The following is a 20402-nucleotide window of genomic DNA, read 5'->3' as shown; positions in this document are numbered from 1 at the left end:
GAAAATGAAAACACTGCAACAACAACTGGGCAATTATGGCTTATATCACCGTTCAAAACGCAATGTACTCACACACTTTTTTGGTATTCCACTCATTGTATACGCTGTATTGTGTTTATTAGCGCGTATTTATTTACCGGTTGCTGATCATGTTATCAATGGCGCTCATGTTTTTGTGTTAGCTACTGTGATTTATTATTTACTGCTTAATGTCTCACTAGGTTTGATAATGGCTGTTATTTTAGTAGTAATGAGTATAGCGGCTGCGCCAATTGCATCACTTAGTTTTACTAGCTGGTTAGCTGTTAGTATAGGTGTTTTTATTTTTGGCTGGGTTTTACAGTTTATTGGGCATTATTTTGAAGGTAAAAAACCAGCTTTTGTTGATGACATAATCGGGCTTATCATTGGGCCATTATTTGTGCTTGTTGAGGCGCTTTTTTTACTCGGACTATATAAACAACTCGAGCAACAGATCACAGACATTGCGGGTCCTACAAAGCCTTAATAATAATCATAGGTAGAGCATGAACTTTAATAATAAAACGGTGTGGATCACCGGGGCATCATCAGGTATTGGTAAAGAGTTAGCGATACAGTTAGCACACTTAGGCGCTAATATTATTTTATCAGCCAGAAGTGCAGATAAACTAAATCAACTTTGTAGCGAGTTACCGGCTGGACAACACAAAGTAATACCTCTTGATTTATCACAACCTGAGCGGGTACTTGAGTATGTTGCAAATAGTATGGCTACGATTGGTAACGTTGATATTTTAATTAATAATGGTGGCGTGTCGCAGCGTAGTTTGTTTTTAGAAAATGACTTTATTGTGTATCGTCAACTTATGGAAGTTAACTATTTTGGTTTGATTGCGCTAACTAAAGCGGTATTACCGAGTATGGTTAAAAATGGCGGCGGCTGTGTAGTATCAATCAGTAGTGTCGCAGGTAAAGTTGGCTCTAAATTCAGAACCGGTTACTCAGGCTCTAAATATGCAGTCGTTGGTTTTATGGATTGTTTGCGAGCTGAAGTGGCCGATAAAAACATTCATTGTTTGACTATCTGCCCAGGCTCTATAAAAACGGCTATTGCTCATAATTCACTTAATGAACATGGTATTGCGCAAAATAAGGCTGAACACTCCATTGAAAATGGTATGGATGTAACGGCTGCTGTGAAGCAAATGGTCAGTGCAATAGCTAAACGTAAAGATGAAGTGGTGGTTGGCGAGGGGATCAGTGGCTGGGCTCCGACTATAAAACGTTTCTTTCCTAGTTTTTTTAATCGTATGACAGCGAAAAAGAATTATCGTTAAACAAACGATGAATAACACCGTGCTGGTATGCATTAACAGCGGCTTTATAGTTTATAAATTAGCTATAAATTGATTTTTTTGCAGTATTAGTAAACAGTTGTGCGTAGAACGATGGGTTAGAATGTAGAAAAAACAGGCGATCGCTTATGATCTCGCTGGAATTGGTCTTTTATACTTGCACCGATAATTATATGCACTTAAAGTAGCTAAAATGATGTAAACGAGTGATGAATACTGTGGAACAAAAACAACTTAAAGAATTAACACCAGAAGAACAAGAACAAGCAAAGCAGCAAAGTATTGCATGGCAACGTGAGTGTTTTCAAAATGCACAAAAGCATTTAGCAGAGAAGGGCGTAATGCCAAAAACTTTGCTAGAAAAAGAAAGCCGCTTTATCGCTCCGTTATGTGCCCTATGGAAGTTTAAAGGCCAAGACGGTAAAAGTTATTGGGTTATCACCGGTCGCTTACCAACTGATCATGCGTTAGCATCAGTTGCCGAAAATGCGCGTGATGCGCTGCGATATTTTTCTCTGCAATGGCAGTTAAAAGCAGATCAAATTATGCAAACCGGTGGACACGATAAAACTAAAGTTGATTTTGCAAACCTACTAATTAATCGTGCGCATGGTATTTATGAAATGTACGAAAAAGAACAGCTGTGGGCAAACGAAGTTAATTGACCTGAAAGCTTATTTATAATTTTAACTTAAAGATTTTAATATAAAGAACAGCTTTAAAAATTAAAAAAGCGAACGTGTTATGTGGAGTTACACATTAATATGTTCGCTTTTTTAATGCCCATTGCGTTAAATTGGTGGTTTTTAACTCGCTAGGATGGCCATTTTTAATAAATTTTTATCAATGCACCAGTGTAAATGGTTTCGTATTGAATTTATTAATGGGGCATTGCATACGAAGCCGTGGAATACCTGCTTCCATAAACACACAACCTTGTTGTTCAAAGCCATTACGTTTAAATCGTTCTACCTCATTTAAAATACAATTAATGCTGACGCAATCACAACCCTGCTGTTGTGCAAGCTCAACAATATAATTCAGCAATGAACGATAGACGGAGCGATTACGGTGCTCTGGCAGCACCGCAATACGGCCAATAAGGCCATCGCTACATAATCGGCCTGTTGCAACTGGGCCTTGGCTGTCATCTGTTACCAGTATATGATGAGCATATCTATCAAGATTATCAAACTCGATATGTTTGGGAATATGTAGTTCACATACAAATACCCGCTCTCTGATCTGTTGTAGTAACTCCTTGCCTATATCCCATTCTACCTTGTTGATATGATAGCCCATACAAACACACTCCTAGCAAAACCAAATCCCCTCATTAATTAGTGTAGTAAAGGTTTGTATAAAAACTAAACTATTTTTTGAACTATTTAGTTGCTCTGCTGTCACCATAGTATGGTCAGTGAGTAATTTAACCGCAGTTAAGTCACTAACAGGGAGTGGGTAGTTTTCACCATTTACGCTGAGAAGTATTTCATTTTCAAAAACTTGATACAATGCACGGGTGCCACCGAGGCGCTCAAAAATCACATCATCATCATTCAATAGCTCAGCTATTTGTTCACTATTAAATAAATCTTCTGGCGGCATTAAATCCATTTCATGCTTAGGTTGACTAAGTGTATTACCTAACCAAGATTTAAGTAATGCGTCGTCATTTAGGGCCGCTTGCATTAATAGTTTAATGTTTTCGACTTCGCAAGCTTGGATCTCACCTTTAGAATCGCGCAGTGTTATTGCAGGGTCTTGATAACGGCTATTTCCCGCTTCTTTATCAATAATGTGATCAGCAAAGTTTGATAATAGATCGCGTTGATTTGGTGCACGAAATCCGATCGAGTAGTTTAATGCGTTTTCTACAGCATAACCTTCATGTGGGCAGCCCGGCGGGATGTATAAAATATCGCCTGGTTCTAGGATGCAATCAATCACGGCTGGAAATTGTTCAACTTGTAATAAACTTTTATTTTGTGCAAATTGTTTTAGTTTATTATCTGGCATACCGACACGCCAATGACGCTTGCCTTCACCTTGAATAATAAATACGTCATATTGATCTAAATGCGGACCGACTCCACCCCCAGGCGTTGAAAAGCTGATCATTAGGTCATCAATACGCCAATTAGGAATAAACCGAAATGGTTCCAGCAGCTGCGCAGCATTAGGATGCCAATGATCGACTGCTTGTACGAGTAGGGTAGAATGTTGCTCGGTTAGTAATTCAAAATCTTCAAATGGGCCATGATGCGCTTGCCAGTCATTATCATGATTAGTGATAATACGCGATTCAATGCTCTCTTCCATGGCAAGACCGGCAAGCTCATTAGCATCAAGCGGGTCGGCAAAGTCTGTAAACCCTTGCTTGATCAAGAGCGGTTTTTTTTGCCAATACTGTGTTAGAAAGTCTTGCTCGGATAAGTCGTTAATCGTTAATTGATACATGCTGCGCCCATTAAAATGAAAAAAGCGAAAGGCAAGAGCCTTTCGCTTTATAGTGTATATAAAATAAGTTGTCGCAGAAAGCTTAAACTAGGTTGTCGATAAACTCGACAGCACGACCAATATAGTTAGCCGGTGTTAGTTTTTTCATTTCTACTTTTGCTTCTTCCGGTAACTCTAAACCATCGATGAAGTCAGCCATGATCTCTTGATTTACACGTTTACCACGGGTTAAATCTTTTAGCTTTTCGTATGGTTTTTCGATGCCGTATTTACGCATTACCGTCTGAATTGGCTCTGCTAGCAGTTCCCAGTTCTGATCCAACTCGTCAAGTAATCGTTGCTCGTTTACTTCTAACTTGCTTACACCTTTTAGGGTTGACTGGTATGCAATTAGCGCATAACCCATACCAACACCTAAGTTACGCAGTACTGTTGAGTCAGTAAGGTCACGTTGCCAGCGAGATACCGGCAGCTTTTGCGCTAGATGAGCGAAAATAGCATTTGCTAGACCTAAGTTACCTTCTGAGTTTTCAAAATCAATCGGGTTAACTTTATGTGGCATAGTTGATGAACCAATTTCACCCGCAATGGTTTTTTGTTTAAAGTGATTTAGCGCTATATAGCCCCATGCATCACGGTCAAAATCTAATAAGATAGTGTTAAAGCGAGCAATCGCATCAAATAACTCGGCAATGTAGTCATGCGGTTCAATTTGCGTTGTAAATGGGTTGAATGTTAACCCTAGGCTAGTTACAAATTGCTCAGCATGATTGTGCCAATCGTAATCAGGGTAGGCACTGAGGTGAGCATTGTAGTTACCTACAGCACCGTTGATTTTACCTAGCATTTCAACTTGTGCAATTTGGTCACGTTGACGCTTTAAACGCATATATACGTTGGCAAATTCTTTGCCCATAGTTGAAGGTGTTGCAGGTTGACCGTGAGTACGTGTCATCATTGGTACTGCTTTGTACTCAATGGCTTTTTCTTTAATTGCATTAAGTAGTTGATCACAGTAAGGAAGTAATACTTCGTTACGTGCTTCAGTGAGCATTAAACCGTGAGACAGGTTATTGATGTCTTCTGATGTACATGCAAAGTGAATAAATTCATTAATTGCATGTAACTCGGCGTTGTCAGCTACTTTTTCTTTTAATAAGTATTCAACGGCTTTAACATCGTGGTTTGTAGTACGCTCGATATCTTTTACACGTTGCGCATCGGCTTCGCTGAAGTTATCAACAATCGCGTTAAGTAAAGCATTGGCTTCGTCGCTAAATGCCGGTACTTCTTTGATCGCATCAGCTACTGCAAGGGCTTGTAACCAACGAACTTCGACTGTTACACGGTATTTTATCAAGCCAAATTCGCTGAAAATACTGCGTAGTTCAGTGGTTTTGCTGCCGTAGCGACCATCCACCGGAGAGATAGCTGTTAACGCTGAAAGCTCCATAATAACTCCTAAATTTTAGTTTTGAACGATAATTAAATATGGTTTTTAGCAATGGCGATAATTCTTCTTTTCGCAAAGAAAAAGTGACGGCGTTTACCGCCCATTTGTCGCCATAATACTGCACTGCGAATACCTGCTAATAATAATGCACGTATTTTGTGTTGTACTAATTGCTGTTTTAGTAAGTCAGGCTTGCCATAAACCTGAATTCGGTGCCCTAGGGGGCTAAGCACCTTTGAATAAATATCGGCAAGAGCCGTAATAACAGTGTCATCAGTAATAGCAAAGTGATCAAGACGTCGCTTGATATCATCAATGCTTTTACCAAGCTCTGCTAAGCTACTTGCTTTTGCGCTCAGTGCACGCTCAAGTTGCATTAAACCGCCAACGTATTTGACGATTTCAACATCTTTCTTTTCACCTGCACTTAGTTGATCAAGTAAGATTTTATAACCATCTCTTAGATTCTCAGTGCCTTGATACACATCACTGGGTGAATCAGGGGAGGTTTGTACAATACTGGTTAATAGTTTTTCTAATTCGTAATCGTTGCTACTGCCGTACTGCGCTATTTTTTGAACTTGTTTAGCAACTTGGCACATGGCTGCTAATGCCATGACTTGGTGTTCATTCATTATTTGATCACCGAATCAATAATACCGCCACCTAAACATATTTCGTTGGCATAAAATACCGCAGATTGTCCTGGGGTTACTGCTTTTTGTGGTTCATCAAATAATACTCGGGCAAAACCATCATCGCCAACGAGCAGCGTACAGTTTAGGTCTTCTTGACGGTAGCGAGTTTTTACCGTGCAGCGGGTGGTACCTTTTGGTCCAACACGATCAACCCAGTGTAATTGGTTGGCATTTAGTCCATTGCTGTAAAGACGCGGATGGTCTTTACCTTGACCAACAATCAATACGTTGCGTTCTAAGTCTTTATCTACTACATACCATGGTTCGCCAGAGCCTTCTTTCATGCCACCAATTAGCAAACCTTTACGTTGACCGAGAGTGTGATACATCAAGCCTTCGTGTTCACCAACGTTGTTACCGTCTGTGTCTTCAATAACACCCGGTTGTGCAGGTAAGAATTTTTGTAGGAAGTCTTTAAACTTACGCTCACCGATAAAGCAAATACCGGTACTGTCTTTTTTATCGTGGGTAATTAAGTCTTGTTCTTCAGCAATGCGGCGCACTTCAGGTTTGGCAATATCACCAACTGGGAACAGCGTTTGTGCAATATGTTCATGACTTAATGTGTATAAAAAGTAGCTTTGATCTTTGTTATCATCAAGACCACGACACATAACGTATTTATCATCGCGTAATTCACGGCGTACATAATGGCCCGTGGCTATAAAGTCAGCGCCAAGCGCCGTTGCTGCAAATTCTAAAAAAGCTTTGAATTTGATTTCTTTATTACACATGATGTCAGGATTTGGCGTACGGCCTGCTTTATATTCAGCAAGAAAGTACTCAAATACGTTATCCCAATATTCTGCGGCAAAATTAACTGTGTGTAGTTCAATCCCCAGCTTGTCACAGACTGCTTGCGCGTCTTTTAAATCGTCGGCAGCAGCGCAATATTCATCATTATCATCTTCTTCCCAGTTTTTCATAAACAGGCCTTCAACTTGATAGCCTTGTTGTTTTAATAAATAAGCTGATACAGAAGAATCAACACCGCCGGACATGCCAACGATGACTTTAATGTGACTATTTTCGCTCATGGATAATTTCGCTTATACAGGTTGCTGTCATTTAAACTACTAGCGCATACGCGTATTATAGAGCTAAAAGGAGACACTCTGACAAATTACGCAGGCTATGAAAGGCCGCGATTATAGCAGTATACCCAAACCACCTCAAGGTGCAGAATTCAGCGTTTCACAGGGGCTTAATATCAAGGCGTTACTTTGCAACAATGGCAGTCCCTTTTAAGAAGTAACAACGCTGAGAGTAAGTGCCTGTGAAACTCCCAACAGGTTGGTTTAAAGCGATTTATACTGCGTTATTGATTTTAACAATAGAACCACTATTCCTTGCAAGCAATGCCTTGCCTAAATCGCTTTTAATTCCAACGACGCTCGCATCTTGAGGTGGTTTGGGTATAAAGAGACGGCCAAGCCACCCAAAATATGAGTTTTGTAGGGAACAGTTTCATAGCCAAATTGGCAGGGAAGGTATGGTTTTTAAGTTGTATTAAAAACGATAAAAATTTTCGTAATGACACTTGGCTGGTTAAGTTTCAAAAAACAGCGCTTGGATTTTGAAACTTAACTAAGGCGTTATGGCTAGGTAAAAATTATTCTACACCAATAAACCCGCCGGTTTGGTGTGTCCACAACGCGGCATAAATACCATTTTGTGCCAGCAGTTCTTCATGGCTACCTAGCTCTACAATGCCGCCCTCATCAAGTACGATGAGCCGATCCATTTGTGCAATAGTGGATAGTCGATGCGCGATGGCAATGACGGTTTTACCGGTCATTAAATCATCAAGACTAGCTTGAATAGCCGCTTCAACTTCAGAATCGAGCGCGCTGGTGGCTTCATCTAAAATTAATATCGGGGCGTTTTTCAGCAGCACCCGAGCTATGGCTATACGTTGGCGTTGACCTCCAGAGAGTTTTACGCCGCGCTCACCCACTTGAGCTGCAAAACCTTTGTTGCCTTTGCTATCTTCAAGGTCATCAATAAACTCTAGCGCTTTGGCTTGTTTAGCCGCTTTCATCATTTCTTCATCGCTGGCATCTGGGCGGCCATAAAGGATATTTTCTTTGACTGTCCGATGCAGTAAAGAAGTATCTTGGGTAACCATCGCAATGTACTTACGCAGGCTTTCTTGACTCACTTTTGAGATATCTTGGCCGTCGATGTTGATACTACCGCTATCAATATCGTAAAAACGTAGCAACAAATTAACGAGTGTTGACTTACCAGCGCCAGAGCGACCAACAAGACCTATTTTCTCTCCGGCCTTGATGTTGAGATTTAAGCCATTGATAACAGCGCCGCGATTCGTTTCGTTTGCGGCTTTACCGTAGTTAAAATGCACATTATTAAAGTCAATTGCACCTGTGGTTACACTTAATGTGCTGGCATCAGGCAGATCATCGACTTCAATTGGGTTTGATAACGTTTTCATACCATCAGCGACAGTGCCGATGTTTTCAAACAAGCCACTAATTTCCCACATGATCCACTGTGCCATGCCATTTAAACGCAGTGCTAAGCTTACCGCAATTGCAATTGCGCCGGCACTAATGGCGCTCAGAGTCCATAAATACAAAGATAATGCCGCAACACTAAATACTAAAAAGTAGTTAAGCGTTTGAATGGCAAAATTTAAACTGGTAACTAAGCGCATTTGCTTATACACAGGTTGTAAAAAAACATCCATGCTGTCTTTTGCGTACTGCTCTTCACGTTGGGTATATGAGAACAATTTAATAGTCGAAATATTAGTGTAACTGTCGACTATTCGGCCGGTCATCTCAGAGCGAGCGTCTGCTTGCGAGCTAGCCACTTTTTTGAGCTTAGGTACATAGTACATTTGGATCAAAATATACAGAGCTAACCATACAAGCAAAGGAAGCATTAAGCGCCAATCGGCTTCGGCTACTAAAAACACCATAGCGCCAAAATAAACCACGATATACATTAATACATCAAGTAGTTTCATCACGGTTTCACGCACCGCGAGGGATGTTTGCATTACTTTGGTGGCGATGCGCCCTGCAAATTCATTTTGGTAAAAGCTCACACTTTGGCGAAGCAAATAGCGATGTGCTAACCAACGAATTGACATCGGGTAATTACCTAACAAGGCTTGGTGCAATATCGCAGAATGAAAAAACACCACGATAGGTAGGACAACAAGTAGCACTATCGCCATTTTTATGAGTTCAGATTTTTGCTCAACAAATAATGTTTCAGGGGTGTAGATACTTAGCCAATCAACAAGCTGGCCCATATAGCTAAACAGTGATACTTCTAAAATCGCGAGCAATGCTGCGCTTAGCGACATAAAAAATAGCGAGACTTCCATACCTTTAGTGTAGTGACGACAAAATGCAAATAGCGTCGCAGGAGGCTGGGTTGGCTTTTGTTCGGGAAACGGCTTGATCATCCGCTCAAATAATCGATACATTTTAATATCTTGAATAGCAAAAATGGCGTTAACTATATCACTGAAAAGCGACAAAAACAGGTTTGCATAATGATCTTTTTGCTTGTTTGTCGGTTATTACAAAACAACAGTGACTACCATTTTATTTTGCCAATCAGCATATCTTTAAACATCACCCAGTCTGCCCATAAGCTATAAAACGGGTATTTGAACGTAGCAGGGCGGTTTTTCTCAAAGAAGAAATGACCAACCCAGGCAAAACCATAACCAATAATGGGTAGCAACCACAACAGCATAAATTGTTGGCTATACAGCACATACAAAACGATAATAAGCACCAAAGAGCTACCAAAAAAATGTAACCGTTTGCAGGTAATATTTTTATGTTCTTGTAAGTAGTATGGGTAAAACTTTTTAAAGCTAGTAAATTCTGGTGTACTTTTCATATCACATATCTTGTTAATGCTATTGACTGGTTTTAAATATTTAGTTTTACATTTCTTTACAGATATTAGGCGCTTTGATCTCATACTACTAGACATACTTACGACAAATTTATACCGTTATGAGTCTAACAAATAATTAAAAGATCATAATCATGTTAAAAAAAGCCATTACTTGCGCGGTGTTAGTTGCGCTTTGGGGTTGTTCTGAATCGACATCAATATCAACAAACAATCAAAATAATGCAGCAGCACCGATAACTGCTAACCAATCTATCACTTACCCAGAAACAAAAAAAGGGACTGTGGTTGATCAGTACTTTGACGAGAAAGTGGCTGATCCATACCGTTGGTTAGAAGATGATATGAGCAGTGATACGGCTAAGTGGGTTAAAACACAAAATGAACTGACTTTTTCATATCTTGAAAATATCCCGTACCGGGATAAATTAAAAGCCAGCCTTGAAAAGCTAATGAATTACGAAAAAGTAACGGCTCCATTTACTGAAGGTGAATACACCTACTTTTATAAAAATGATGGCCTACAGAACCAATATGTACTTTATCGTAGTAAAGGCAAGGGCGAAGCAGAGGTTTTCCTCGATCCAAATAAGTTTAGCGAAGATGGTACAACTTCAATGTCTGGTCTGACTTTCTCTGAAGATGGTTCGCTAGCAGCTTATCAGATCTCTGAAGGTGGCAGTGATTGGCGTAAAGTCATTATTATTGATACGCAAAGTAAAGAGCAAATTGAAAGTGCATTAATCGATATAAAGTTCAGTGGTATTGCTTGGGTTGGCAACGATGGTTTTTATTACTCAAGCTACGATAAACCTAAAGGCAGTGAACTCTCGGCAAAAACTGATCAACACAAAGTGTATTACCATAAATTAGGAACTGCACAAACAACCGATGAACTTATATATGGTGGCTCTGAGGAACAAAAACATCGCTATATTGGTGCCTCGGTAACGCGTGATAATCGCTACTTATTGATTTCTGCTAGTGTTTCAACATCTGGTAATAAACTGTTTATTAAAGATTTAACCAAGCCAGACAGCAAACTTGTCACAGTGCTTGATAATACAGATTCAGACACTTACGTTTTAGATAACGACGGCAGTAAGTTATTTTTAGTAACAAACTTAAATGCGCCGAATAAGAAAGTAGTGACGGTAGACGCCGCAAACCCAACTGTTGAGTATTGGCAAGATTTGATCCCAGAAACAGATAATGTATTGAGTATGTCTAAAGGGGGGGATTTCTTTTTTGCAAAATACATGGTTGATGCCATTTCTAAAGTGCAACAATATGACAAAGCTGGCAAGTTAGTTCGTGAAATTAGTTTACCCGGTGTGGGTACCGCTCGTGGTTTCAGTGGTAAAAAAGAAAGTAGTACGCTTTATTATTCATTCGCTAATTACACAACGCCGGGCAATACCTATGCGTTTGATGTAAATACTGGTAACTCAGACGTTTACCGTAAATCTGGGGCGCAGTTTGATTCTGCGGCATATACTTCTGAACAAGTATTTTATAGTTCCAAAGATGGCACTAAAGTACCGATGATCATCTCCTATAGAAAAGATTTAAAACGTGATGGTACTAACCCAACTATTCTATATGGTTATGGCGGTTTTAATGCCAGCATGACGCCAAGCTTTAGTTCAACCATTGCTGCTTGGCTTGAGCAAGGGGGTGTCTACGCCGTGGCTAATATTCGTGGTGGCGGTGAATACGGTAAACAGTGGCATGATGCGGGTACACAACTTAAAAAGCAAAATGTATTTGATGATTTTATAGCTGCTGCTGAGTATTTAAACGCAGAGAAATACACATCAAGTGATTACCTAGCCGTTCGCGGTGGTTCAAATGGCGGTTTATTAGTTGGCGCGGTCATGACTCAGCGCCCTGAGTTATTTAAAGTCGCACTACCTGCAGTAGGCGTACTTGATATGTTACGGTATCACACTTTTACCGCCGGAGCTGGCTGGGCATATGACTATGGTACGAGTGAGCAAAGTAAAGAAATGTTTGATTACTTAAAAGGCTACTCGCCAGTTCATAATGTAAAAGCTGGGGTTAAATACCCAGCGACCTTGATCACCACAGGCGATCACGATGACCGTGTGGTGCCAGCTCACTCTTATAAGTTTGCAGCGGAGCTACAAGCCAAAGGTGCAGGGAACAATCCATACCTTATCCGTATTGAAACTAATGCGGGTCATGGTGCAGGTACACCAACCAGTAAAATTATTGATCAATATGCAGATATTTACGGTTTCACCCTTTATAACATGGGTATCAAATCACTGTAATTGAATAATATAAATAAAACACCGAAGCGATTTTTTCGGTGTTTTTAAGGTTGCGCAGTGGGACTTTGCAACGCAAGAGTATTAATTAGCTATTACTTGAAAAAAGGCGTTGGTGTGTTTTAAACGCATATTCGTCAGTCATACCACTTAAATAATCACAAATTACTCTGTGTGTATTACCATTTTGTTGTTGTGCTAGGCGAAACACATTTGCTGTGGTTTCAGGTAATAGTCGTAATGGTTCGCAGGCAAATGCTTCAAATAATTCAATAATTAATTTTTGTCCTTTAAACTCAATTTGCTGCATATGTGAAGCACGAATGAGTCGTTGATAAATAAATGACTTTAACGTCTCAAGTAAATGCTGATAACTGTGCGGTAATTCAACGGTGTAATTTAAAATTGGATTTTCAAACTCAAGTTCTGTGTGCACAATGGATGATTGAGTAATAAATAAGTTTACTAATTCCCCAATCACATCTTTACGTTGTGCTTCGCTACCTAAAAATAGCCGCTCGGTTAAGTTACTGTCGCTAAGCCACTCACATTGCACAAGCTCAAGTGCGGGTAAGGCATGATTTTGCCACTCTTTTAGGGTGATTTGCTCTGTTGCAATTGCGTCTTCAAGGTCATGTACGGCATAAGCGATATCGTCGGCAAGTTCCATAATGGCCGCATCAAGGGATTTAAAACTGGTTTTAGATCTAAACTCATCGACGGCCTTAAAATCGCCTAAGCGTTGTTTATCAGCGTCAGATAAAGGCGCTACAATCCAGTCAAAGGTCGCTTTATCATCCTTGTATAAACCTTTTGCTGGGCGCCAGTCGTTAGCTTTTATAAATGCACGTTGCGGATCATGATGTGGGATGGTGTGCCACAAGTCATCAATAAAAGCCGGGTATTTTATAAAGCCAAGCAAAGTACGGCGCGTTAAGTTCATACCATGACCATCACTGTATGGTTCAAGTCTTGAAACAATGCGCAGTGTTTGTGCATTGCCTTCAAAACCACCATGTTCACGCATCATGTAGTTAAGGGCAATTTCACCGCCATGACCATAAGGAGGATGGCCTATATCATGGGCCAAACAAAGCGTCTCAAGCAAACTAGGGTCGGGAAAATGTGTGAAGTCAGGGTGTTGTTTCTCTAAATGACGAAGTAAACCACTGCCAATTTGCGATACCTCTAAAGAATGGGTTAATCGTGTACGATGAAAATCATTTAGGCCAATCCCCATTATCTGAGTTTTAGCTTGTAAACGTCTAAATGCAGCTGCATGGATTATCCGGGAGCGGTCTACTTGCCATGCTGAGCGATTGTCATTAGGGCGAAACTTGTTTTGATTTATTATGCGGCTTTGCCAGTCTAATTTCATTAATGGGTATCCGGTAACTTCTTTAGCGTTTTTATGCGCTTAATTGTAGCCGATTTTTATAGATTATAAATCCTTCAAATGGGTATATTCGCCTTTATTGGAGTGCTTAGGTATAATGAATGGTCAGATGCGTGTGGATATACCATGCATAAACATTAGTTTTTTTGAGAGAATACATGCTTAAGTATCTATTTCGTTTAATCGTTAGCCTATTTTTTATTTGGGCATTGAGTTACCCATTTATAGAAAGGTCGAATTCAACTATTGAGGGCGAAACAGCCTTAATCAAGCCACCAGTCAAAAAGAAAGAAAAGCCATTACATAACGTTAAGCTTCCTGATTTTAACGGCTTTAGTGATGTAAAAGAAAAAAAACATGCTTTTTTTAACTTTATTCGGCCGCATGTTGAGGCTGAAAATAAAAAAATCCTGCAGCAACGGGCAACGCTGGAGATTGCATTGATGATGGTGCAATACGATGAGCCATTAAGTCGCACGCAAACTAAGCAAGTTAAAACGATTTTAAACAGCTATAAATTACCAGAAACGATTGATAGTTTGTCTTTGCGTCAGGCATTACGTCGAGTTGATATTATTCCTAAAGAGCTAGCGCTGATGCAAGCGGCAAACGAATCAGCATGGGGAACGTCTCGATTTGCTCGAATAGGATTAAACTTTTTTGGTCAGTGGTGTTATAGCAAAGGCTGCGGTATGGTGCCTAATCGTCGTAATACTGGTGCAGACCATGAAGTGGCGGCATTTAAATCTGTGCGAGCAGCCGTGACTTCTTATTTTAAAAATATTAATACCCATGCAGCTTATAAAGAGTTACGTAGTATCCGCGCCGATTTGCGTTTACAAGAAAAGCCAATTTCAGCGACTAAGCTAAGTTACGGATTAATCTCCTATTCCGAGCGTGGTGAAGCGTATATCGAAGAATTAAATCAAATGATCAACCAAAATAGAGCTTACTTTGATGAATAACCCAGTACGTAGTATCAGTCATATTATGGCATTAGCCGTTGTACTAATAGCAACGTTTACTGTGCAAGCAAAAGAGTTTGTGGTTTCCTATGATGGCTTTTATGATCGTTTAAAAGTCGTCAATAAAGGTGATTTTCAATTTGCTCAGGTCAATTTTTACATCACCGACATTGCCAGTAATGACGAATGTTTAATTAAAACCGGGCGCATTATTACTGAGCGAGAGGAATTTTCACTTAATTATACTGAGCATGCTCAGCTTTTACTTCCTTTTGATAAACAACTTGATACAAATAAAGCTGTGGTGGTTATCGAGCCTCAAAATGAAAACCATGATTGCCAGTTAAAACTGCAAATTGAGGCGCGTGAGTTCAATAATAGTAATTTAAATAAACACCAGTTGTATCAGCTTAATGATGAGTTTGATGAATTATTATCGGATCTGTCGGGATTTTTTGTTAGCAAACTGATGAGCTTTTTATTGCCTGAACAACAAGGTGTGGTGCTGACTTTTGCAGAGCCAGTGACGATTGCCGATCCTGCTTTTGATTGCCAAGGAGCAATTTGTCATGTCAGTGTTACTGAGCAGTGGGAAGACGATAAAACAGCATTTACTGTGCCGGTGCCATTACTAAAAGTAACGCCATGGATTGCTAAGTAGTAAAAAACAGTTGAGTAAGCGCTGTTAACAGCAGCGCTTGATTTATGTTATTACTAATCAAGAGTAATCAAGAGTAATTAAAAAATATCCTTCCATATTTACTAATCAATGCCTATGAATAACCTTGTTTTTAGCCAATTGAGTTACACGCAGCCCAAAGCACGTTAAAATACAGTCATTATAGATTTAAAATAATTCCTTAGATATGAATAAAACCCATGTGATTGAATGCCTGCGTTTTGCTTTAGAGGCGCAACTTAGTACCGCGCAGGCTGCTGCAAAGACAGCCCATGACACCGCCACTCATGAAGAAAATATTGCTGAAAATAAATACGATACATTAGGCCTAGAAGCTGCCTATTTAGCGCAAGGGCAAGCACAGCGTGTGAATGACTGCCATTTGAGTATTATCGAGTTTGAAAAGGCATTTAAAATCGCTGTATCAAGTAAAGTTGCCATTGGTTCGCTGGTCTGTATCTGCGATGAAGACGAAAATCTAAAATGGTATTTTTTAGGGCCACTTTCTGGTGGTTTAAGCATTAAAATAAAAGACACTACAGTGTATGTTCTCACACCACTGTCACCATTAGGTCAATTACTGATGGATAAGCAACAAGGTGATGAGTTTAGTTTTACAATAGCGAATAAATCCACGTTATTAGAAATTATTTCAATAAGTTAGTGATGCTGAAAGGAGCTTTAACCAGCTTTTTTTGATCTTACTGTGGTTGATTAAATTTACTTATCTTAACGCTAAAAATTACTCGTTGGAAAGGTAGCGAAAAACCCTTTATAAATCACCTGTAGATTAAGCAGTAGCTGAATCTAAAGCACCCATCCTGTTAAGTACACGTGTTGCACAACGATGACTTAGCAGTATGGGTGTTTCTATTTATATTCACTCTTACATTTGTATTTTGACTTATTTTAGGAAAAGTCGTGTTTAAAACCTTGATTGTGGTTGATAACAACGAGCAGGCACTTGCTCACTCATTCGAAAACGTAATTACCTTCAATACCTACTTACGAGATTATCCAAAGCATAATGAGCCAAAAACGCGCATTATTAATCTATGCGACTCAAGCCAATACTTGAGTAAAGGCTATTATTGCTCATTACTTGCTGAGGCACGTAAACATCAAGTATTGCCAAGCGTAAAAACGATTAATGCGCTACGTAATGGCCAAACTTTGATGCTTAATGTTGGCCATCTCGATGATGCCTTATACTTTGGGCATGCAGTAAATGAACTACAAAACAAAGCAGCAAAAGCGGTATTTAAACAATATCCAGCGCCTATTTTATTTGTAGATGAAGCCGGGCTGTTACAGCAAGGTTCATTAGCGTCGCTTAATACTCAGCAGCATCAAGACTTTGTTGCTAAATTAACTGAGTTTACGCAAACACAGTGGCGTATAAGCAGTTCGCAAAAACGTTACCGCTGGGATATGGCTATTTTAGTTGATCACAATGAAAAAGTGCCACCAAGCGATAAAGATGCAATAGCCCGTTTTATTAAAGCGGCAGCTAAACATGGTATCTATGCTCAAGCGCTCAGTTTTGAAGAAATAGATAATATCGCTCAGTTTGATGCGCTATTTATTCGCCAAACAACTGCAATTGACCACCCAACTTACCGTCTGGCAAGTAAGGCGCAGAGCCTAGGGTTAGTGGTGATTGATGATGCTGAGTCTATTTTACGCTGTTGTAATAAAGTGTATTTACATGATGCGTTTAATTATCAAAAAGTACCGAGCTTAAAAACCTTGGTAGTAGCTGATCAAAGTGATGAAACCATCAGTCAGCTTGAAGAGGCATTTACTTACCCATTAGTGCTTAAAATGCCTGAAGGGTCGTTTTCAAAAGGTGTCTACAAAGTAACTGAACGCAATGAGCTGGCAGCAAAATTGGCTGAGTTATTTGAATTTAGCGCTTTAGTTCTAGCCCAAGAATATATGTACACAGAATACGATTGGCGAGTAGGAGTTTTAAATGGTCGTGCTATCTATGCATGCCGTTATTTAATGGCGCGTAATCATTGGCAAATTTATAATCATGATGCAAAACGGTTTTTCTCTGGTGGTTTTGAAACACTGCCTACTTTTGAGTTGCCAAAAGCAGTTTTAGATGCGGCATTAAAAGCATGTAAAACTGTGGGCAAAGGGCTCTATGGTGTGGATGTTAAAGAACACCAAGGCCGTGCATATGTGCTTGAAGTAAACGATAACCCAAGTATTGACCATAAAGTAGAAGATGGTTACTTAGGTGATGAACTTTATATGATCATTATGGAAGAATTTAAACAACGCCTCGAAGCACGAGGTCGAAGTTAATGACCGAGCATAGTGTGGCAGTTCGCGCTGCCACAGATAGCGATTTAAAAGCGTTACTTGAGATAGAGCAGCAAAGTTTTAATCAAGATAGATTAAGTGCGCGTAGCTTTAAGCGCTGGATTGCAGCCAAGCATGGTATTTTAATGGTTGCAGAGTCAGAACAACAGTTACTCGGCTATGGCTTAGTGTGGTGTCATAAAGGCACTCGTTTAGCACGTTTATATTCGCTAGCAGTTGCACCAAATGCACAAGGAAAAGGCGTTGCTCAGCAGCTTTTGAAAGCACTAGAAAGAGCAACGGCTGAACGCGGACGGTTATTTATGCGTCTTGAAGTGGCGGTAAATAATAAAGCTGCAATCGCACTTTATGAAAAGCTTGGCTATCGGGTATTTGGGCAATACAGTGACTATTATGATGATCATAGTGATGCCTTGCGGATGCAAAAAAACATTCGTAAAACCAATGAGCTTGAGTTTTCGCGTGAAACGCCTTGGTATCAGCAAACTACCGAATTTACTTGCGGGCCAGCGGCATTATTAATGGCAATGTCATCAATAAAAAAAGCGATTATTTCACAAGTGAATGAGCTTGATATTTGGCGTGAAGCAACCACTATTTTTATGACCTCTGGTCATGGTGGTTGTCATCCATTAGGACTTGCTTTAGCTGCCAATAAACGCGGTTTTACAGCCGATGTGATTATTAATACACGTGATACATTGTTTGTTGATGGCGTAAGAAGTGATAAGAAGAAAGCAATTTTACACACGGTTCATAATCAATTTGTGGTTGAGGCAATTAATCACAAACTAGATGTGAAGTATCAAGACTTAACCCTTGAGCACATAGAGCGCTGGTTAGCAGCCAAAATGGCCGTGGTGCTATTGATCAGTACGTATCGCTTTGATGGTAAAAAGTCACCGCATTGGGTGTGTGTAACGCATTTAGATGAGCATTGTCTATATGTCCATGACCCTTTTTGTGAAAGCGATAAACAGCTGGCGATTGATTGTCAACACGTACCCATCGCTAAGAGTGACTTTTTAAAAATGGCCAGTTTCGGTAGTTCTCGTTTGAGTACGGCACTGGCTATACACATGCAGTAATTTTAGGATTTTGAGTGACTTTTTTTGAATTAGTAGATATCGCCCCCTATTCGTGGTCGGCAATAGGCAGTGCTGCATTTTGTGGTGCTTTGATTGGTATGGAACGCCAGTTACGGGGCAAACCAGTAGGAATAAGAACCTCAGTACTGATTATATTAGGTACTTATTTGTTTTTAGCCACGGCGTTTATGCTCCATGGTGATGTGATTGACCACTCGCGCGTGGTTGGTCAAATTATTACTGGCATCGGCTTTTTAGGTGCTGGAGTGATGCTCGCTAAAGATGGCGCTGTGGTTGGGGTAACATCTGCGGCAACTATCTGGGTTTTGGCATCTATTGGTGTAGTGATTGCAACCGATAATTTATTGGCAGCTATTAAACTATCCATTTTGGTGGTGGGCATTTTATATGGTGTAGATGTCCTTGAAGCTAAGTTTAAAAGCTTAAGTAAAGGTGTACACGCTAAAGTTAAAAGTTATCACAAACGATACTATCGAAAAGAAATTAACGAATCAGAACGCCACTAAGAGTGGCGTTTTTATGTTGATAAAGTCATGCTTTGATAGCTCAATGCATCTTCAATAGGAGCTGGGCGGCCAATAAAGTAACCTTGCACATTATCAACATTTAATTTTCTTAATGCGTTAAGCTCTGCTTGCGTTTCAATGCCTTCGGCAACAATCGAACAGTCTATTGCTTTAGCAAAGCCACACAGTGCCTTGGCCAGTAAAAACTTACGATTGTCTTTATTTATATTTTGAGTAAGGCTGATATCTAATTTAATAATGTCGGCTTCCAGTTCTAAAATATGTTGAAACGACGAAAAGCCAGCACCTACATCATCAATAGCCAAACGTAGCCCTTTTTTTCGCAGTGGCGCTAATGCAGCTCGCATTACTGTATAGTCTGATATTGGTGAATGTTCAGTTATTTCTAATACCAACCTTGAACAATCGGCTCCTTGCAGAGTATATTCAAGTGCACCCGAGAGTATATGGGATGGTGAACAATTAATGGCGATATAAGTGGTGTCATTAAATTGCGCAATATAGGCGAGGCTGTTTTTTATCGCCAGCATTTCCAGAGATTCACCTAGGCCCACATCTGTTGCCTCTTTAAACCAGAGATCAGGTGTTTTATAAGGTTTGGTAAAAAAGCGCGACAGTGATTCAAAGCCCGCAATTTCATTACTAAATAGATTAAAAATAGGCTGAAAATAAATACTTATACTGTTGCTTGCAATAACCTCATCAATTGCTAATTTGGTTTGGCTATGCAATGCAGTGTTATGCAGGTTTTTTTCAATTAATCCAGTTGCAATTTCAGAGATCATGTTTAAAAAAGACAAGTCCCGCTCGTTTTAGCTTTCATCATGATGCGATTTGTAACAACAAAACGTACCATATAATTTACCATTTGAAAGATTGATAGGCACACCAATATAAGCGCCTATGTTTAACTTGTCGGTTACTGGCATTATTTGAGTAATTGGATTTATTTTTGAATTGGTAATAATAGGGCTAAGCTGTTTCTCAGTGATTTTATGGCAATATGTTTCATTAATAGGATCGGAATTGCCCACTTTAACCGTTTTATTTGCTGATGGATTATCGACAACTTTGAAAACGCGTTCATCGTTAATAAACTCTGAAATAAAAGCAACATCCATATTTAAATGTTTGCGCACTAATCCCAGCAAATTTGTCAATTTAGCATCGATTGACGAATTATCTTTTTGATCCAAAAGCACATCGCTAAAATTTGCCGTCATGGCGCCTCCATGTGATTTTTTAGC

Annotated in this window: 20 protein-coding genes; 10 read left to right on the top strand and 10 right to left on the bottom strand. The window is 39.7% G+C overall.

Annotated features, from left to right (window positions below; genetic code table 11):
* Window positions 1–4: 4 nt before the first annotated feature.
* The 3 genes from H5203_RS00955 (at window position 5) to H5203_RS00945 (ending at window position 2002) form a co-directional block, all read left to right on the top strand.
* Window positions 5–508: a DUF962 domain-containing protein gene (locus H5203_RS00955; RefSeq protein ID WP_182819206.1), complete on the top strand. Its 504-nt coding sequence runs from the start codon at window positions 5–7 to the stop codon at window positions 506–508.
* 19 nt (window positions 509–527) lie between these two features.
* Complete coding sequence (locus H5203_RS00950) at window positions 528–1319, top strand: SDR family oxidoreductase (protein WP_145233125.1); 792 nt, start codon at window positions 528–530, stop codon at window positions 1317–1319.
* A 227-nt stretch (window positions 1320–1546) separates the two neighbouring features.
* On the top strand, window positions 1547–2002 hold the full coding sequence (locus H5203_RS00945) for a DUF4826 family protein (protein WP_220491234.1): 456 nt from the start codon (window positions 1547–1549) through the stop codon (window positions 2000–2002).
* Between the two features lie 178 nt (window positions 2003–2180).
* Here H5203_RS00945 and H5203_RS00940 read toward each other — a convergent pair whose 3' ends face one another.
* The 7 genes from H5203_RS00940 to H5203_RS00910 form a co-directional block, all read right to left on the bottom strand.
* A complete protein-coding gene (locus tag H5203_RS00940) occupies window positions 2181–2639 on the bottom strand; it encodes a GNAT family N-acetyltransferase (RefSeq protein ID WP_145233126.1) in 459 nt (152 codons plus the stop codon).
* Between the two features lie 12 nt (window positions 2640–2651).
* On the bottom strand, window positions 2652–3797 hold the full coding sequence (locus H5203_RS00935; RefSeq protein ID WP_182730630.1) for a cupin domain-containing protein: 1146 nt from the start codon (window positions 3795–3797) through the stop codon (window positions 2652–2654).
* Window positions 3798–3879: 82 nt separating this feature from the next.
* Window positions 3880–5250: an adenylosuccinate lyase gene (purB, locus tag H5203_RS00930; protein WP_182819205.1), complete on the bottom strand. Its 1371-nt coding sequence runs from the start codon at window positions 5248–5250 to the stop codon at window positions 3880–3882.
* Window positions 5251–5282: 32 nt separating this feature from the next.
* Window positions 5283–5885 (bottom strand): high frequency lysogenization protein HflD, encoded by a 603-nt coding sequence (gene hflD / locus H5203_RS00925; RefSeq protein WP_149982535.1) that lies wholly within the window; start codon window positions 5883–5885, stop codon window positions 5283–5285.
* A complete protein-coding gene (mnmA, locus tag H5203_RS00920; protein WP_145233130.1) occupies window positions 5885–6985 on the bottom strand; it encodes a tRNA 2-thiouridine(34) synthase MnmA in 1101 nt (366 codons plus the stop codon). The genes hflD and mnmA overlap by 1 nt, the downstream gene beginning before the upstream one ends.
* A 575-nt stretch (window positions 6986–7560) precedes the next feature.
* Window positions 7561–9408, bottom strand: a complete 1848-nt coding sequence (locus H5203_RS00915) for an ABC transporter ATP-binding protein (protein WP_145233131.1) — start codon at window positions 9406–9408, stop codon at window positions 7561–7563.
* Between the two features lie 113 nt (window positions 9409–9521).
* Window positions 9522–9833: a DUF962 domain-containing protein gene (locus tag H5203_RS00910; RefSeq protein WP_149982533.1), complete on the bottom strand. Its 312-nt coding sequence runs from the start codon at window positions 9831–9833 to the stop codon at window positions 9522–9524.
* A gap of 152 nt (window positions 9834–9985) precedes the next feature.
* Between H5203_RS00910 and H5203_RS00905 the strand changes: the two genes are divergently transcribed.
* Window positions 9986–12148, top strand: a complete 2163-nt coding sequence (locus tag H5203_RS00905) for a prolyl oligopeptidase family protein (protein WP_182819204.1) — start codon at window positions 9986–9988, stop codon at window positions 12146–12148.
* Between the two features lie 85 nt (window positions 12149–12233).
* Here H5203_RS00905 and H5203_RS00900 read toward each other — a convergent pair whose 3' ends face one another.
* Window positions 12234–13523: an anti-phage deoxyguanosine triphosphatase gene (locus H5203_RS00900; RefSeq protein ID WP_182819203.1), complete on the bottom strand. Its 1290-nt coding sequence runs from the start codon at window positions 13521–13523 to the stop codon at window positions 12234–12236.
* Window positions 13524–13699: 176 nt separating this feature from the next.
* Here H5203_RS00900 and H5203_RS00895 point away from each other — a divergent pair, with 176 nt between their 5' ends.
* The 6 genes from H5203_RS00895 (at window position 13700) to H5203_RS00870 (ending at window position 19134) form a co-directional block, all read left to right on the top strand.
* Entirely contained in the window at window positions 13700–14506 is an 807-nt protein-coding gene (locus H5203_RS00895; RefSeq protein WP_145233135.1) for a glucosaminidase domain-containing protein, read from the top strand.
* Window positions 14499–15167 carry a DUF2987 domain-containing protein gene (locus H5203_RS00890; protein ID WP_145233136.1) on the top strand — a complete coding sequence of 223 codons (669 nt, stop codon included), beginning with the start codon at window positions 14499–14501 and terminating at the stop codon, window positions 15165–15167. The genes H5203_RS00895 and H5203_RS00890 overlap by 8 nt, the downstream gene beginning before the upstream one ends.
* 205 nt (window positions 15168–15372) lie before the next feature.
* Complete coding sequence (locus H5203_RS00885; protein ID WP_145233137.1) at window positions 15373–15849, top strand: GreA/GreB family elongation factor; 477 nt, start codon at window positions 15373–15375, stop codon at window positions 15847–15849.
* A 257-nt stretch (window positions 15850–16106) separates the two neighbouring features.
* Window positions 16107–17501 (top strand): RimK family protein, encoded by a 1395-nt coding sequence (locus H5203_RS00880; protein ID WP_182819202.1) that lies wholly within the window; start codon window positions 16107–16109, stop codon window positions 17499–17501.
* Window positions 17501–18607, top strand: a complete 1107-nt coding sequence (gene rimI, locus H5203_RS00875; RefSeq protein WP_145233139.1) for a ribosomal protein S18-alanine N-acetyltransferase — start codon at window positions 17501–17503, stop codon at window positions 18605–18607. The genes H5203_RS00880 and rimI overlap by 1 nt, the downstream gene beginning before the upstream one ends.
* 14 nt (window positions 18608–18621) lie before the next feature.
* Window positions 18622–19134 carry an MgtC/SapB family protein gene (locus tag H5203_RS00870; protein ID WP_145233140.1) on the top strand — a complete coding sequence of 171 codons (513 nt, stop codon included), beginning with the start codon at window positions 18622–18624 and terminating at the stop codon, window positions 19132–19134.
* A gap of 11 nt (window positions 19135–19145) precedes the next feature.
* Here H5203_RS00870 and H5203_RS00865 read toward each other — a convergent pair whose 3' ends face one another.
* Both H5203_RS00865 and H5203_RS22725 read right to left on the bottom strand, forming a co-directional pair.
* A complete protein-coding gene (locus H5203_RS00865) occupies window positions 19146–19955 on the bottom strand; it encodes an EAL domain-containing protein (RefSeq protein ID WP_259401883.1) in 810 nt (269 codons plus the stop codon).
* A gap of 12 nt (window positions 19956–19967) precedes the next feature.
* Complete coding sequence (locus tag H5203_RS22725) at window positions 19968–20378, bottom strand: GAF domain-containing protein (RefSeq protein WP_259401882.1); 411 nt, start codon at window positions 20376–20378, stop codon at window positions 19968–19970.
* Window positions 20379–20402 lie beyond the last annotated feature (24 nt).

This window comes from Pseudoalteromonas sp. SG41-1, from assembly GCF_014164575.1.
Classification (GTDB): domain Bacteria; phylum Pseudomonadota; class Gammaproteobacteria; order Enterobacterales; family Alteromonadaceae; genus Pseudoalteromonas; species Pseudoalteromonas rhizosphaerae.
The sequence above is the reverse complement of the archived record's forward strand: the minus strand, read 5'-3'. Positions and strand labels throughout refer to the sequence as shown.